The organism is Kitasatospora sp. NPDC127116, assembly GCF_042677365.1.
Taxonomy (GTDB): domain Bacteria; phylum Actinomycetota; class Actinomycetes; order Streptomycetales; family Streptomycetaceae; genus Kitasatospora; species Kitasatospora lactacystinica.
The window spans coordinates 19132-33989 of record NZ_JBHXTL010000017.1 but is presented as its reverse complement, the minus strand read 5'-3'; the positions used below and the strand labels follow the sequence as shown (position 1 = coordinate 33989).

The window sequence follows — 14858 nt, the reverse complement described above, 5'->3', positions numbered from 1 at the left end:
TCCGATATGAAAATCATTACAGAAGTTTGACTTGCCACCGGCCTTCACCGCCCCGCCCCCATGGTTCAGTAGTGCGGTTTCCGCCCCGCACCCCGGAGTGATCACCGTGCCCACGACTCCCGCCCTGGTCAGCGCGCTGCGCGAACTCGGCGACCGACCCGCCGTCGTCGCCGACGGGCGCGCGATCAGCGGCATCGGCCTGCTGCTCGGCGTCTCCCCGCCGGGCGGCCTGCCCCGCGCCCTCGCCCGGCGCGTCGCCGAGCACGCCGCGCTCCCGCCCTCCGCCGCCCGGGCCGCCGAACAGCGGCTGCGCTACTGGGCCGGCGTCCTCGGCACGCCCCCGATCCGGCACACCGTGCTCCACCCCGTCACCGACCTCGCCGTCGACCTCGCCCTCGCCACCCTCCTCGCCGGCGGCACCGTCCACTGCGGCGACCCCGACCAGCGGCCCGAACAGCAGCTCCGGGCCGTCGCCGCCGCCCGGACCACCCACCTCAGCCTGCCCTCCGCCCTGCTCTGGCCCCTCAGCCGGCAACCCGACCTCACCGCCCACGACCTCGGCGCGCTGCGCCTGGTCCTGCACGTCGGCCCCGAACCCCGACAGGAGGACGTCTACACCGCCGTCGACGCCCTCGGGGCCGTCCTCGCCCACGTCCGCGCCCCCGACACCAACACCGAGGCCGCCGACCGCCGGCTGCGCGCAGACACCGAGAACGCCACCGCCGCCGCCTGGAAGCACAGCATCGGCATCACCGCCGCCCAGGTCCGCGACTTCGGCGCCCAGCTCGACCGGGCCGTACTCGCCGCACTGCTGCACACCCTCCAGCAGAGCGGCGTGCTCACCGACCCCGCCCGCGGCCACCCCGAGGCCGAAGTGCTCGCCACGGCCATGGTCACCCCCGCCCAGCGCCCCCGCGTCGCCCGCTGGCTGGACGCGCTCGCCCGGCACGGCCTGATCACCCGCCAGGACGGCGGCGCCCAGGGCCCGGTCTTCCGCGGCCGCCCCGGACCGGCCGCCGCCGAGGTCCGCGACACCTGGCGCCCCGCCGTCGAGACCTGGGCCGACGGGCTCGGCCCGGCCGCCGCCCTCACCCGCGTCCGGCGCGACGCCCTGCGGCTGCCCCGGGTGATCACCGGCCAGGAGACCCCCCGGCCGGCCGCCACCCCGGTCCGCCGGGCCGCCGCCCGCGGCTACCTCGGCGCCGCCCTCGGCGCGCTGGTGCGCGGCACCGCCGAGGCCCACCAGGGGCCCGGGCCGCTGCGCGTGCTCGAACTCGACCCCGAGGGTGGCGAGCCCGCCGTCGCCCGCGCCCTCGCCGCCGCCACTCGGCCCCGGCACGCCGTCGAGCACCACTCCGTTCCCGACGGCGGGCGCTACGACGTCGTCGTCGCCACGGTGACAGCGGCTCCGGCTCCGGCTTCGGCTTTTGCCCCGGCTCCGGCTTTTGCCCCGGCTCCGGCTCCGGCCTCGACCGCGGCCGCCACCGCCACCGCCACCGCCACCGCCACCGCCACCGGAGAACCGGAGCAGGAGGTGACGGCCCTGGTCCGGCTGCTCTCCCCCGGCGGCCGGCTGCTGCTGCTCGCGCCCACCGCCGAACACCTCGACCTGCTGATCACCGGCGACGCCCACGGCCCCACCGCCCGCCCGGCGGAGCACTGGCGGGCCGCACTGACCGCCGCGGGCTGCCCGACCGTACTGACCCTGCCGGAGGACGAGCACCCGATGGCACTGCTGGGGCAGCGACTGTTCGCGGCCCGGGTGGACTGACGGACGCCCGGGGGTGCGGCTGGCTACTCTCAAGAGTCATGACCACTTCCGCGCCTCCGGCCCGACCCGCCCGCGGGTCCATCGTGTCCGTCCGCTCGATCGGCTCCATCGTGTCCGTCCGGTCGATCGGCTCGATCGGTTCGGTGCTGTCGACCGGCTCGATCGGATCCGTCCTCTCCCTCGGCTCGATCGGGTCGGTGCTGTCCATCGGCTCGATCGGGTCGGTGCTGTCCATCGGCTCGATCGGATCCGTCCTCTCCCTCGGCTCGATCGGCTCGGCCTGCTCCGCCCTCAGCGTCCTGTCGGCCGGCTCCCGGCGCGGCCTCGGCTCGCTGCTGTCGGAGCGTTCCCTCCCGTCGGTGCTGTCCCGGCGGCTCGCCCACCCGCCCACCGTGGCCGAGCGGTGAAGTCCGGATCACGCACCGCCACCCGATCCGTACCATTTCGATACCGAAGCCTGGATGAGCTGCGAGGATCCTCGCCGCCCGGCTCCGTCCCCGGGTAGGCTCCGCATGTCCTCCGGCCCTCGCGCAGGCGGCCCCCTGCCGCCGTGCCGCGTTCTCCGGGGGTTGCACCCCCGCGGGCCACTCGGTGGGCACCGCGCACTCGACACCGCGCGCCAGGGCAGTCGCGCGAACGGCGAAGGGCATCGCATTGGCGGATCGGCTCACCGGAGGAGACTCCTCGCTGCTGCGGCGGATCAACGCGGCGGTCACGCTCCGGGCGCTGCGCAACGGCCACTCCGTGACCCTCACTCAGCTCGTCGGCGAGACCGGGCTCTCCCGCCCGACCGTCGAGGGCGTGATCGAGGGTCTGGTCGAGACCGGGCTGGTCGCCGAGGTCGAGCAGCCTCGGGAGGAGGGCCAGCCGGGCCCCGGCCGCCGCGGCCGCCCGGCCCGCTGGTTCCGCTTCCGCGCCGAGGCCGGGCACATCCTCGGCATCGAGATCGGCGTGCACGACATCCGGGTCATCCTGGCCGACCTCACCGGCGAGGTGGTGGGCAGTCACTTCAAGCCGGTCGACGAGACCCTCGACGCCGAGGACCGGCTCGCCGCCGTCCGCACCGCCGTCGCCGAGGTGCTGCGCAAGGCCGGCATCTCCCGGGACAACCTGTGGTCGGTCGGCATCGGCACCCCCGGCATCGTGGACCGCGAGGGCACCGTCCAGCTGGGCACCGCGATGCCTGGCTGGACCGGGCTCGACCTCGGGGCCCGGCTGCGGCGCTCCTTCCGCTGCCCCGTCCTGATCGAGAACGACGCCAACCTGGCCGCCATCGCCGAGCACTGGCAGGGGGCGGCGGTCGGCGCCGACGACGTCGTCTTCGTGATGGCCGGCCTCAGCCCCGGCGCCGGCTCCCTCATCGGCGGCAGGCTGCACCGCGGGTTCGGCGGCGCGGCCGGCGAGATCGGCGCCCTGCACCTGCTCGGCCAGGAGGTCACCCCCGAGCGCCTGCTGTCCACCACCGGAAAGCCCCTCAACCCGCTGGACGAGGCCGCCGTGGCCCGCGTGCTGCGGCTGGCCCGGGAGGGCGACGAGGTCGCCAAGGTCGCCATGGACCGCTTCCTCACCCGCCTCGTCCAGGGCGTCGCCGCGCTCGTCCTCGCCATCGACCCGCAGCTGGTGGTGATCGGCGGCTGGGCGGCCGGCCTCGACGGGGTCCTGGACCCGCTGCGCGAACGCCTGTCCCAGTTCACCCTGCGCGCCCCGGAGGTCGCCCTCGCGGCGCTCGGCTCGGAGGTGGTGGCGATGGGCGCCCTGCGCGTCGCCCTGGACCACGTCGAGGAGCAGCTCTTCGCGGTGGACCCGCCCCGGGCCTGACGCCGGGCGCGGCACGGGCCTGACGTCGAGCGTGGCGCGGGGCCGGCCTGCGGGGCTGGGGAGCCGGGGGCCGCTCCGTCACCCCCGCAGGCGTCGCTCCGCGACGTCGAGCGCCCAGCGGACGAAGTCGACCGGCAGTGCGCCGACGTCCGGAGGGATGCTCAGCACCGCTTCCTCCCAGGGCCCGCCCTCGGGTACGACGACGGCGAGCACCGACCCACGGGTGTCGAGGTGCCCGTCCCGGAACTCCCACACCCAGGTGTCCGGGTCGGACCCCTCCGACTCGATCACCTCGACCGGCCGGCCACGGAACCGCTCCGCCGTCACGGCGCGTAGTCCGGGTCGGTCAGGTCGAGGGTGAGGACGGTGCCCCAGTCGTTGACGAAGTGCGCCAGCGGCCAGTCGACGGACACCCGGAGGAACGGGTTGCCCTCGGTCGACGTCAGCACCCACACCAGCCGGCGCTGCCCGTCGAGCCGGGCGAGGAAGCCCTGGTCGCCCATGCCCCCGCTGCCGCAGCAGACGTAGCCCCGCCCGTCCGGCAGTTCGGCCTCGCCGTCCACGCCGATCTCGTGCTCGTACGTGGGCTCCTCGACCTCGAACGGCTCGCCCAGCTCCAGGTGCAGCGAGCCGGGCCCGTCGAAGAACACCTCCCGCGCCGTTCCGTCCGCCCTGAACAGCCCGCCGTACGCCGGTATCTCCGACTTCGCCCACAGCTCCACGACCAGGTTCACGACCCCGCCCTCCCCCTCCGCACTGCCGGAGCCTGCGATGCTACGCCGGCCAACGGCAAAGGCCCGGACGCCAGTTGGCGTCCGGGCCTCGACCTGAGGGTGTTCGGAAGATGGTTCAGGAGGCGGTGCGGACCTCGGCCGTCGCACCGACCGGGGTGACCTCGACGAGTCCGGCCTCGCCGAAGGTCAGCTTGCAGGTGTCCGCCCGGTAGGTGGCGACGCCCAGCGCCACCAGCCGGCCGGCCGCGGCGTACTGGGTGGTCATGACCAGGACCGGGGCGCCGGGCGGGCGCTCCAGCAGGGCGGCCTGCTCGGCCTCGGCGACGCCCAGCTCGACCGAGCGGGACTCGCCGTCCACCTCCAGGCGCTCCAGCTGGCGCAGCACCGAACGGGCGCGGTCGCTCTCGGCGCGGAAGCCGGGCAGGTGCGGCAGGGCGGCGGCCGGAACGTGCAGCGCCTCGGTGGCCACCGCGCGGCCCTCCACCAGGCGGACCCGGCGCACGGTGTGCACGGTGGCGCCCTCGGCGATGCCCAGGCCCTTGGCCAGCTGCGCGGAGGCGGGGGCGGTGGTGCAGTCGAGCGTCCGCCAGGACTGGCTGCGCGCGGCGCCGGGCCAGCCCTCCTCCTGCCGGTTGACCGGGACGCCGACCCGCGGGGCGGCGATCAGAGTGCCGATCCCCCGGCGGCGCACCAGGCGGCCCTCCAGCTCCAGCTGGTCGAGAGCCTGCCGCAGCGTGGCCCGGGCGACGCCGAAGCGGGCCGAGAGCTCGCGCTCGTTGGGCAGCACCTGACCGATGGAGAACTCCGAGTCGATGGCCCGCAGCAGCACCGTGCGCAGGTGCCAGTACTTCGGCTCCGGCACCGCAGAAAGCTGTCCTGTCGTCCCCACCGCGTCCTCCACCCTGATGCTGTCCGCCCTGAGACAAGGAGGGCGGATCCCGGGCCCACCGTCCGCAGTTGCGGCAGGTGGGAGAGCGGGCCTTTATCCGTCCTTCTTTATTAAAGGTCCTTGCAGTAAGTGACCCTAGGCGCTCCGTCCGAAGATGGTCAAGACCAATGGCGCCGCTCGATGGGACTGCCGCACATCTTCATGCCGCGTTCACGACAGGTCCTGTCAGTCACTGTCACCATCCACCTCCGCATCCACCTCCGCCGGAATCCCGGAGTCCACATTCCGCGGAGCCCGGCCACCCCGGCCCTCGGCCCCGCGCGTCACGATTCGGGACGGGGACGACCAGTCGGTAGGCTGCCCGGGTGATCGTGGTGACGAGTGTGAACGTGAACGGAATCCGGGCAGCGGCCAGGAAGGGCTTCGTCGAATGGCTGGCCGGCACCGAGGCCGACGTGGTCTGCCTGCAGGAGGTGCGCTCCGAACCCGAGCAGCTGCCCGCCGAACTGCGCGACCTCGACGGCTGGCACGCGGTCTGGGCCCCGGCCGCCACCAAGGGCCGGGCCGGCGTCGCCATCCTCTCCCGCGAGAAGCCGCAGCGCACGGTGATCGGATTCGGCTCCGAGGAATTCGACGATGCGGGCCGGTACATCGAAATCGACCTCCCCGGCCTGACCGTCGCCAGCCTCTACCTCCCCTCCGGTGAAGTCGGCACCGAACGCCAGGACGAGAAGGAACGCTTCATGGCGGAATTCCTCGTCCACCTCACCGCCCTGCGCACCCGCGCCGCCGCCGACGGCCGCGAGGTCGTCGTCTGCGGCGACTGGAACATCGCCCACCGGCCCGAGGACCTCAAGAACTGGAAGGCCAACCAGAAGTCCGCCGGCTTCCTCCCCGAAGAGCGCGCCTGGCTCTCCCGCGTCTACGACGAGGCCGGCTACGTCGACGTCGTCCGCGCCCTCCACCCCGACCGCACCGGCCCCTACTCCTGGTGGTCCTACCGCGGCCGCGCCTTCGACAACGACTCCGGCTGGAGGATTGACTATTTGATGGCTAGTCAGAAACTCGCGGACACCGCCATCGAGGCCTATGTCGAGCGGGCGGCCTCCCATGCCGAGCGATGGAGCGACCACGCACCCGTCACCGCCGTCTTCGACCTCGACCAACTCCGCTAGCAGTTCGCGAAGTTCGGGCAACTGCCTTCGGCTACTGCGGTCGTCGCGCGACCCGCCTAGGGCGACGACCGCAGCCGCCGTGGCCCCGCAAATGGACTACACGGCGATCACCGAAACCTGAGTGCACATCAGATAACGTTCCGGGAACGCCTCGGTTTGTAAAAAGTCAGTGTCGGTCGGCCAGCATGCGCACAGGCCCGCGAAGGACTTGCGCCCCCGAAGGCCACGTGCGCTCTGGTCACAGAGGTGATCAAGAGCCTCAGGTGCCCCCGGCGACACCGCTTGGTGGTCCGGGCTTCGCCCACTACTGGATCGACACGACCGATCTGGCGCAGTGGATCGCCACCCGCGGTTACAGCCACTGATGGGTTAGAGCTGACCGGTTCGTCCGACGGCGACGGTTGCGTTGATCTTCTCAGATCGCACGATCGTCGCCGTCATGCTTTCCCCGCGCATCAGGTCAGCGAGTTGGGTGGCTTGAACGCTGCTGGTCTCGATGAACAGATGCCCGCCGGGCGCCAGCCACTGCGGTGCTTCGGAGATGACGCGGCGGGCGACGTCCAGGCCGTCGTCGCCGCCGTCGAGGGCCCTATGCGGTTCGTGCAGGCGCGCCTCGGCGGGTAGCCGGTCGATGGCGCGGCTGGGCACGTAGGGCACGTTCGCAACAATCACATCGACAGTGCCGCCCAGCCGGTCGGGCAACGGCTTGTACAAGTCGCCCTGGTACACGTGCGCGTCTGAGAGATTGAGGCGAGCGTAGGTGACTGCTTCGGTCATCACGTCGACCGCGTAGAGGTCGATGTCGCCGAGCGTGGCGGCGACCGCGGCGCCGACCGCGCCGCAGCCGCAGCACAGATCCACGACCACGTGGGCACCGGCGCCGACTCGGCTGGCGCAGTGGGCGAGGAACTCTGTGCGGCGCCGTGGCACGAACACTCCGGGGCCGACCCACAGCCGCAGGCCGCAGAACTCCGTCCACCCGAGGACATGTTCGAGGGGTTCACCGGCTGTCCGTCGGTCGATCATCGCGGCGAGATCTGCCGGGGTACGCGCCTGCGCCAGTAGCAGCCGGGCTTCCTGCACCGGTAGGGTGTCGGCTGCAGTCATCGGCCGATCCAGACGCGTTGCAGATGCCGGCCGGATTCGAGCGGGAATGCGGTGCGGGCGTGCAGGATCCGCCCGTTGTCGATGAACAGGCTCTGCCCGTCGAGGAGTTGGACGACGATCGGCGGGAGGCTTCGCAGGTACGCCTCCAACGCGGCTAAGGCGGTCTGCTCGTCGGTGGTGTAGTCGTCGAGCAGATGCCAGGGCGAGTAGTACAGCCGCTGCCCGTCACCGGTGCGGGTCAGGCACGGGTGGAAGCCGAGGCGGCCGGAGCCCAACGGGTGCAGGAGCATCGTGGTCGTCAACGTGTCCACATGCGACGCATCTAGCTCGTCGGCGAGCGTCGCAGTGTCGAGGAGCAGGCTTTGTCCGTACGGGGCCGCCGATCGGGCGCACCACCAGCCCACGATGTGTGCTTCGGGGCCGTCGGTGTGAAACGGCATCGGGGCGTTGCTGCTCAGCAGGGTCCGTGACCGCTCGACTTTCACGTCGGCCTGTTCGCCGATCGGCCCGAGCCGCTGCGCCACTTCATAGAACTGTTCTGCGGGGCCTTGGGGAAGCAGCGCGTACCCGTGCTGGTGCAGATGTTCGGCGACGGTGCCGGCTGGGTGGGTAGGGGCGCTCATGCGACACCTGCCGCGAATGTGAGGACGCCACTGGTGTGCAGGGAACCGAGGGCGCGTAGGCAGGCGGTGCGGAATTCGGGTCCCGGCCGGGCGCCGATCGTGGTGGCGGATTGGTGGACGAGGTCGTCGGTGCTGACCGGGTTCGTGGCCTGCTGCACGAGGTTGCTGGCGGCCGGGGCGAGGGTGACCGCGACCGCGGCACCGGGTCCGCTGGTGGGGATGAACGCGATCGTCACCGGCCTGCGGACAACCGACTGTGGTGGTGTGCCGGCGAGCAGCGCCGGCAAGTCGTGGGCGAACCGGATGATGCGCACGTGCGGGCTGACCACATGCAGCTGCCCACCGGCAGACCCGGTGGTGGGTGCGTCGTCGGGCAGGACCGTGGTGATCGCGCGCAGGAGTTCCAGGTCGTAGGTGACGGCGTCGGCGCAGCAGTTGGGAGCGTCTATCTCGCGGGCGGCTTGGGTGATGACCTGGGCGGCGAGTTCGATCGGCGCGGGCCAGCCGCGGTCGACGAAGTCGTGTTGACGCCGCCACAGGTTCATCGCCGCCGCCCTCGTTTCGGGGAAGTGGCGCTGCACGGTCGGGAAGTGCTGCCACGCGAACTCGAACAGCTTGTGGTGCAGCTCGTCATTGAACTCGTCGAGCGTCTGCCGCTGCTGGCCGAGCCTGGTCAGGGCTTGGCGTTCGTCGTCGGTCAGGTCGAGGCTGTTGAGGGCTTGGCTGCTGCGCTGGACGGCGGTGCGGAACGCGGGGTCGGTGTATAGCTTGGCCATGGCCGCTTGCGCCGCTTGCAGTGACATGGTGGTTTCCTTCCATTGCACTGTGCGGTTCAGGTGGCTGGCCAGCCCGGCCGGTGAACCGGCCCGCGTGCCGACGATCGCCACCGCGACGTCAGCGCCAGCGGCGCCGATCGTGGCGGCGGTGTGGGGTTCGTCGATGACCAGCCGCAGCGTGTCGGCCAGTCCGACCGTGTCCTGCGGGTCGTCGACGACCAGTGCCGTACGACCGTGTTCGATCGCGGCCGGGTCGTGGTGCTTGGCGCGGATCTCGGCCGACACGACCAAACACGTCCCCGTCGACAAGACTTCCAGGGCGGTGGTCGGCTGGTGGATCGCGATCGGGAACCGGTTTTCCAGCACCGCGACGGCGGTGCAGGCGCGCAGGAAGCTCGGTACGCGCCACGGGGCCAGGAACGGCAGCATCGTGGCCCGATGCGTCAAACCGCGCCGGTCGAGATAGGAGGCGAGTTCTTCTGCTGCGCTGCCGTGGTTGCCCGACAGGAACACGAGATTGAACCGGCGGCCGTCGCGGTCGAGGCGGGCGAGGGCGTTGATCAGCTGCGGTGTGCCTTTGACGGTGCCGATCTTGCCGTACACGCCGATCGTCGGCAGCTGCGGGTCGAAGGTGCTCGCATCGTCGCCGAGTTCGGTCAGTAGGCGCGGAATGTCGAGGGTCTGCCCCGCGGGACCGAACACGTCCGGCCACGACGCACCCGCACCGGTGTGGATACGGCCCGGGTCGACGCCGCCGGCGAGCATCGTGCGGATCAATGGACTGCCGGTGAGGACCAGATCGGCGCGGCGCAGCAGTTCCCAGTAGGCGCGGCCGCGGTCGGGTTGCTGTGCGAGCCGCCCGAGGTCACTGCCCGCATGCCGGACGGCGAGCGGCCGGTTGGTCCATCGGGCGGCCAAGGATGCGGCGAAACCATACGGTTCCAGATACCAGCCGATGATGATGTCGCACCCGTACGCATCGGTGACATCGGCGGCCAAGGATGCGAGTTTCGTGGTGTACGGGTTCGCGTACGGAATGTGCGCCAGCCCGGGCGGCTGCACCGTGGTGTGCACCCGCACCGCTCCCCCGCCCGGATAGTCGCCGGTGAGCTGTTCCCGGTCGCCGGGCAGCATGTGGATGCGGTAGCTCGCCTCGACTTCGTCGGCGTTGGTCACCACATGCACCTGATGACCCAGCGCCGCCAGTTGGTGGGTCAGCCAATACGTCTGAGCGCTGACGCCGCCCTGGATCGGCGGGTACTTGCCCACCACGCAGATCCTCATCGCGGCACAGACACCGGCGTCAGACGGGCCCGATCCAGCTCAGCAACAAGGTCACCCAACGCGGGGATGTCGTCGTCGCGTTCGAGGATCACCACCTGCGGGTTGCAGACGCTGCGCACGTAGTCGTACAACTGCCACAGCTCCGGCTGGACGGGGTCGGCGTGGGAGTCGACAAGGCGCCCGCTGCCGTCGACGCCGTAACCGACCAGGTGCAGCTGGCGTACCGCGTGTAACGGCAGCCGGTCGACGATCGTCTTCGGGTCGACACCGGCCCGGTGGGCGTTGATGTAGACGTTCGTGACGTCCAGCAGCACGCCACACCCGGTTGTCGCGCACACCTCGGTCACGAAGTCGGGCATCTCCATCGTCGCGCCGGGGATGGCGAACGTCTCGGTGATGGTCTCCAGGACCAGCTGGCGGCCCAGCTGGTCCTGGACCTGCGACACGTTCGCGATCACCGTCGCCAGACCGTCGGCGGTGTACCACAGCGGCGACAGATGCCCGAACTCCAGCCCAGCAGCACTCGTGACCGCGAAATGATCACTGTGGTACGGGGCGTCGATGTAGTCCAGCAGCCGCGCCACATCCCGCAGATACGAAGCCGGCGGTCGGTCGACTGAGCCGATCGACAGCCGCAGCCCGTGCGTGATCAGCGGGAACCCCGCGCGCAGCCGATCGAGCTCGTGCAGGCGGGCCGGTGTCGGCTGCAGGTACGACTCCGCGATGATCTCCAGGCAGTCGATCGACCCCGCATACTCGTCCAGCTGTGCGGCGATTTCGCGCCGGTATCCGACCCCGACAGCAGGCGCCGCCGTCACCGGCGTGACGTCACCGGCGCACTGCACGCTCGGCCGCTTCCCACACGCGGGCGAGGTTGCCACCGACGACCTTGTCGATGTCGCCGTCGCTGACCTTCCGGCTCGCCAGCGCCCGGCGCACCATCGGGAACACCGGCGCTTGATGATCAGACGACGTGCCGTGATCCGCGGCCAGGTCACCGGTCGCCAATCCCACACCGTCGGTACCCAGCTCGTGCAGCAGGTAGCCGAGGTCTTCGGCCGTCTCCGCCTCCGACGCACCCGGCACCGCCAAAACGAGGCCGCCCTTGTCCTTCACCTTCGCCAGCACATCACCGTTGACACGGTGACCGGCCGGCGACGACACCAGGATCGGCCCGTCAGCCAGCTCGATCAGCTTCGACGTGTTCTCATCCGATGTACCCGATGCGTGCAGCAACATGCCCAGCACACCGATCTGGGCCACCAGCTGCGGCAGATCGTCGTCGGCGAAGCTCACATCGGCGTCGGTCAGGCTGACATAGGTGACGCCCAGTTCGGCCAGCATCCGCAACGCCGCCGCCGAACCGTCGAACGCCGACGTTCCACTCACACCGATCAGCGACGCGATCTTGCCCGACGACGCGATCTGATCGAGGTCCCCGGCCCGGCGCGCCAGCCCCGTCGCCGCGCTCAACGTGCGCAGCTGCGACTTGAACCCGTCGATCTGCTCCAGCGTGCCCAGCACACCACCACGGTCACCAACCGGGTTCACACCGGCCGACCAAAACTGCGCGCCAATGAGCTCGGGATCGGTGATCAACGTGGAGCACCCGTGGCTGCACTTGCACTTGAAGCACAACGCCGCCGGATTCATACCCAGGTCCGTCTCGGCCAGCGTCTCAACCTCGAACAGGCTCGCCCACCGGGTGTCCACATCGCCAGAGCCGATGCCGTCCGCCTCAACCGTCATGCCGCACCCCATCCTCGTCGCAGGCCGCCCGACTAATCCGGCATTGCTGACCATAACAGAGGCAATCGGCACCAATGGTATAAAAGCTAGATGAATCATGCGCGTGGCTGTACCGGCCGACACCCACACGAGCAGCCATGACGACCACCACCGCCTCGCCGACCCGCTGGCACACCCTCGACATCGCCGACGCCGACATCCGCTGGTGCTATGACATGTTCACTCCAGTCCACGCCGACGCCCTCTTCACCCGCCTCAGGCAACAGACCGTCTGGACCCAGCAGACCGTCATCGCCCGCGGCAGACCGGTCCACCTACCACGCCTGAGCGCCTGGCACGGACACGCCGACTACCACTTCATCGGCGCCAACACCACCATGACCGCCAACCCGTGGACACCCGACCTACGGCTCATCAAAAACACGATCGAACACGCCACCGGCGCCCGGTTCAACGGCGTACTGCTCACCCTCTACCGCGACGGCTACGACGGCGTCACCTGGCACAGCGATGACGAACCCGCACTCGGACCCACGCCCACGATCGCGTCGGTCAGCCTCGGCGCCACCCGCACGTTCGAACTACGACGCAAAGCCAGCCAGACCATCGAGTACGCCATCAGCCTCACGCACGGCAGTTGCCTAGTGATGGCGGGCGGCACGCAACAGCAGTGGCATCACCGCATTCCGCCCGACCCCGCCACCACCGAGCCGAGGATCAACCTCACCTTCCGCCTACTCCAGACGCAGTCCTAGTAGGGCTTTGTTAGGTCCTGTGGTGGGGTTCGGGTTCTGGGGCGGGTTGGCCGCATATTGAGGTTCCCCCGAGGTGCGGAAGGTTGCCGGGGCGGAGGGTGCTCCGCGCGGACAGCGAGAAGGTGTGGGCGGACGGCTTCCGCCCGGCCGACGGGGCACAGAACGTCCGCAAGAAAGGCTGCAGCCCGCGGCCGCTGGAAGGCCTGCAGGAGGGCAAGTTCAACGTCAAGTTCGTCCTCGGTGACGACGAGTCCGAACTCGACCGCTACAAGGCCGCGATCGACAACCCGCCCAGTAGCTTGACGTCGACACCCTCGACGACGCCACCGTCGGCTACTTCACCCGACCTACGCCGAGTTGCCAGTGCGCTCCAGTTTCGGTGCTCGTGCTTCGAGTTCGGCGGGCAGGTACCAGCCTTCGATGGTGGGTGTCTTGTAGAGACGGGCCTTGAGGCCGAGAAGGAGCTGGCGCCGATGCTCCTGGTCGGCCTGGGCCCAGGCGTCGGCGACGGTCTGACCGGTCTCGACCTCGACCCAGGAGGAGGGGCGTTGTGGGAGGGCGGTGAGGCGGCGGCGTTCGTCGACGAGGGTTTCGAGGGCTTCGGAGTATTCGTCGTCGCCGCCGGGGTAGTCGAACAGGCCTCGGCGTTTCTCCTCGCGCAGGTCGCGCATGGCCTGGGTGACGTGGTTGAGCTGCTCGGTGTGGTCCTCGCCGGGGATGAACCTGCGCACCGTCATCGCCAGCCCGGCCAGGCGCTCGACCAGGGCGTTGATCGCGGCGGTGACGCGCTCGCCCTTGACGGACTGCCCCTTGCAGGCGGGCTTGCCGGCCGTCTTCGCGCACCGGTAGTACTCATAGATCTTGCCGTTCTTGGCGAGGTTCACCTGCCGGTAGAACCGGTCCCCGCAGCGGTCGCAGTGCGGCACGCCCAGCCAGGGCGAGGCGCCGTTCGATCGTTCCTTCGTGACCGACCGCTCGTCCATCGCCGCCTGGATCGCGGCCCACTTCTCCTCAGTGAACAGGGGCTTGGCCATCTGGATCGGCAGGCCCTTCGCGTCGCGGGCGATCTTGCGTGCCTTCACCGAGCGGCCGGTCAGCTTCAGGCCCATCGTCGCCGGCGAACGCAGGATCTTCCCCACGCTGGTCGGGTTCCAGTGGTTCGACGGAACAGTCTTCCGCTTGCTCGAGTACGACTCGCCCTGGTTCTTGAACGCGTGCATCGACGGCGTGTCGAAGCCGGCGGCCTCCAGAGCGGTGGCGATCATCCACTGGCTCTGCCCTTCCAGGAGAAGCTTGCCCATGTAGCGGACGGCCTCGGAGGTGACCGGGTCCGGCTCGAGGGTGCGCCCACCACCTGGACGGTCCACGATCCGGTACCCGTACGGCGGCTGCCCACCCGCCCACCGATCCGTCTTCCGCAGGTGCTTGTGCGCCGCGGTGACCCGGGCCTTGATCCGCTTGAGTTCCATCTCCGCGAAGATCGACGCCAGCATCAGGAACACCTTCGCCAGCTCGTTCCCGAACGACGACTCGCGGCCTTCCCGGTAGTCCAGGGTGATCCCGTCGTCGGTGAAGACCAGGACCTTGTGGTTCTCCTCCGCCCAGTGCGCGACGTCCGCGCAGTCCTTGGCCGAGCGGAACGCCCGGTCGACCTTCGCCCACACCAAGGCGTCCCACTCGCCCTGCCGCTCGGTCAGCCACGGGCCCAGGTCCGGACGCTTCCACGGCGTGATCTCCGCCGACACGTCCAGATCCTCGAACGACCCGACAACCTCCCACTCCTTCGACAGCGCATGCCGCGTCGCCGACTCGGCCTGCACCAGATGCGAGACCTTGCCCTCATCCCCGTGTGTGTCCGACACACGCGAACCCACCACCGCCCGAACCGGCACCGAAGCCGTCATGCTGCTCACAGGAGGTCCCCTACCGCCCAGGCCAGCAGACACCCTCGAACACCCCACACTCGAACGGGTGGACCTTTTTCGAAAAGGTGTCGTTCCGCTGGAGGATCGATTATCTGATGGCTAGCCAGGGCCTCGCGGCCAGGTGCACCGAGGCGTATGTCGAACGGCCCGCCTCCCACGCCGAACGCTGGTCCGACCACGCACCCGTCACAGCGGTCTTCGGCTTCGGCCAACTGCTGTAGCGCTGCCGGAGAATAGGACGGCCAGGTATGC

At 70.3% G+C, this 14858-nt stretch carries 14 protein-coding genes and 1 pseudogene; 6 read left to right on the top strand and 9 right to left on the bottom strand.

Annotated features, from left to right (window positions below; translation table 11 throughout):
* Positions 1 to 106: 106 nt before the first annotated feature.
* The 3 genes from ACFVHV_RS10620 (at position 107) to ACFVHV_RS10610 (ending at position 3589) form a co-directional block, all read left to right on the top strand.
* Positions 107 to 1771 carry a hypothetical protein gene (locus ACFVHV_RS10620; protein ID WP_380350609.1) on the top strand — a complete coding sequence of 555 codons (1665 nt, stop codon included), beginning with the start codon at positions 107 to 109 and terminating at the stop codon, positions 1769 to 1771.
* 38 nt (positions 1772 to 1809) lie between these two features.
* Positions 1810 to 2178 (top strand): hypothetical protein, encoded by a 369-nt coding sequence (locus tag ACFVHV_RS10615; RefSeq protein ID WP_380350607.1) that lies wholly within the window; start codon positions 1810 to 1812, stop codon positions 2176 to 2178.
* Between the two features lie 247 nt (positions 2179 to 2425).
* Positions 2426 to 3589 (top strand): ROK family protein, encoded by a 1164-nt coding sequence (locus tag ACFVHV_RS10610; RefSeq protein ID WP_359899623.1) that lies wholly within the window; start codon positions 2426 to 2428, stop codon positions 3587 to 3589.
* A 78-nt stretch (positions 3590 to 3667) separates the two neighbouring features.
* Here the strand turns inward: ACFVHV_RS10610 and ACFVHV_RS10605 are convergent, their stop codons facing one another.
* The 3 genes from ACFVHV_RS10605 to ACFVHV_RS10595 form a co-directional block, all read right to left on the bottom strand.
* A complete protein-coding gene (locus ACFVHV_RS10605) occupies positions 3668 to 3916 on the bottom strand; it encodes a hypothetical protein (protein ID WP_380350605.1) in 249 nt (82 codons plus the stop codon).
* The gene (locus ACFVHV_RS10600) at positions 3913 to 4323 is read right to left on the bottom strand and encodes a hypothetical protein (RefSeq protein ID WP_380350603.1); all 411 of its coding nucleotides are present in this window, start codon (positions 4321 to 4323) and stop codon (positions 3913 to 3915) included. Before ACFVHV_RS10600 ends, ACFVHV_RS10605 begins: the two co-directional genes overlap by 4 nt.
* Before the next feature lie 115 nt (positions 4324 to 4438).
* Positions 4439 to 5212 carry a GntR family transcriptional regulator gene (locus ACFVHV_RS10595; protein ID WP_359899721.1) on the bottom strand — a complete coding sequence of 258 codons (774 nt, stop codon included), beginning with the start codon at positions 5210 to 5212 and terminating at the stop codon, positions 4439 to 4441.
* Between the two features lie 365 nt (positions 5213 to 5577).
* Between ACFVHV_RS10595 and ACFVHV_RS10590 the strand changes: the two genes are divergently transcribed.
* Positions 5578 to 6387 carry an exodeoxyribonuclease III gene (locus tag ACFVHV_RS10590; protein WP_380350601.1) on the top strand — a complete coding sequence of 270 codons (810 nt, stop codon included), beginning with the start codon at positions 5578 to 5580 and terminating at the stop codon, positions 6385 to 6387.
* A gap of 369 nt (positions 6388 to 6756) precedes the next feature.
* Here ACFVHV_RS10590 and ACFVHV_RS10585 read toward each other — a convergent pair whose 3' ends face one another.
* The 5 genes from ACFVHV_RS10585 to ACFVHV_RS10565 are packed head-to-tail and all read right to left on the bottom strand — an operon-like array spanning position 6757 to position 11926.
* Positions 6757 to 7494: a putative protein N(5)-glutamine methyltransferase gene (locus ACFVHV_RS10585; RefSeq protein ID WP_380350599.1), complete on the bottom strand. Its 738-nt coding sequence runs from the start codon at positions 7492 to 7494 to the stop codon at positions 6757 to 6759.
* Entirely contained in the window at positions 7491 to 8117 is a 627-nt protein-coding gene (locus ACFVHV_RS10580) for a TauD/TfdA family dioxygenase (protein ID WP_380350597.1), read from the bottom strand. The genes ACFVHV_RS10585 and ACFVHV_RS10580 overlap by 4 nt, the downstream gene beginning before the upstream one ends.
* A complete protein-coding gene (locus tag ACFVHV_RS10575; protein ID WP_380350595.1) occupies positions 8114 to 10162 on the bottom strand; it encodes a glycosyltransferase in 2049 nt (682 codons plus the stop codon). The genes ACFVHV_RS10580 and ACFVHV_RS10575 overlap by 4 nt, the downstream gene beginning before the upstream one ends.
* Positions 10163 to 10173: 11 nt before the next feature.
* Positions 10174 to 11022 carry a DUF692 domain-containing protein gene (locus ACFVHV_RS10570; RefSeq protein ID WP_380350594.1) on the bottom strand — a complete coding sequence of 283 codons (849 nt, stop codon included), beginning with the start codon at positions 11020 to 11022 and terminating at the stop codon, positions 10174 to 10176.
* On the bottom strand, positions 11006 to 11926 hold the full coding sequence (locus ACFVHV_RS10565; RefSeq protein ID WP_380350592.1) for a membrane dipeptidase: 921 nt from the start codon (positions 11924 to 11926) through the stop codon (positions 11006 to 11008). The genes ACFVHV_RS10570 and ACFVHV_RS10565 overlap by 17 nt, the downstream gene beginning before the upstream one ends.
* Positions 11927 to 12063: 137 nt before the next feature.
* Between ACFVHV_RS10565 and ACFVHV_RS10560 the strand changes: the two genes are divergently transcribed.
* Positions 12064 to 12681 carry an alpha-ketoglutarate-dependent dioxygenase AlkB family protein gene (locus ACFVHV_RS10560; protein ID WP_380350590.1) on the top strand — a complete coding sequence of 206 codons (618 nt, stop codon included), beginning with the start codon at positions 12064 to 12066 and terminating at the stop codon, positions 12679 to 12681.
* A gap of 347 nt (positions 12682 to 13028) precedes the next feature.
* On the opposite strand, the gene ACFVHV_RS10555 is transcribed toward ACFVHV_RS10560, so the two are convergent.
* Positions 13029 to 14543 carry a recombinase family protein gene (locus tag ACFVHV_RS10555; protein WP_380350588.1) on the bottom strand — a complete coding sequence of 505 codons (1515 nt, stop codon included), beginning with the start codon at positions 14541 to 14543 and terminating at the stop codon, positions 13029 to 13031.
* A 140-nt stretch (positions 14544 to 14683) separates the two neighbouring features.
* On the opposite strand from ACFVHV_RS10555, the pseudogene ACFVHV_RS10550 reads away from it, so the two are divergent.
* A pseudogene (locus ACFVHV_RS10550) lies at positions 14684 to 14827 on the top strand (exodeoxyribonuclease III); the annotation flags it as partial.
* Positions 14828 to 14858: the final 31 nt, after the last annotated feature.

Bases quoted from the DNA above. Each gene is read 5' to 3' on its own strand.
- ACFVHV_RS10615 (WP_380350607.1), top strand. From the start codon at position 1,810: ATGACCACTTCCGCGCCTCCGGCCCGACCCGCCCGCGGGTCCATCGTG.
- ACFVHV_RS10585 (WP_380350599.1), bottom strand. From the start codon at position 7,494: ATGACTGCAGCCGACACCCTACCGGTGCAGGAAGCCCGGCTGCTACTG.
- ACFVHV_RS10580 (WP_380350597.1), bottom strand. From the start codon at position 8,117: ATGAGCGCCCCTACCCACCCAGCCGGCACCGTCGCCGAACATCTGCAC.
- ACFVHV_RS10565 (WP_380350592.1), bottom strand. From the start codon at position 11,926: ATGACGGTTGAGGCGGACGGCATCGGCTCTGGCGATGTGGACACCCGG.
- ACFVHV_RS10560 (WP_380350590.1), top strand. From the start codon at position 12,064: ATGACGACCACCACCGCCTCGCCGACCCGCTGGCACACCCTCGACATC.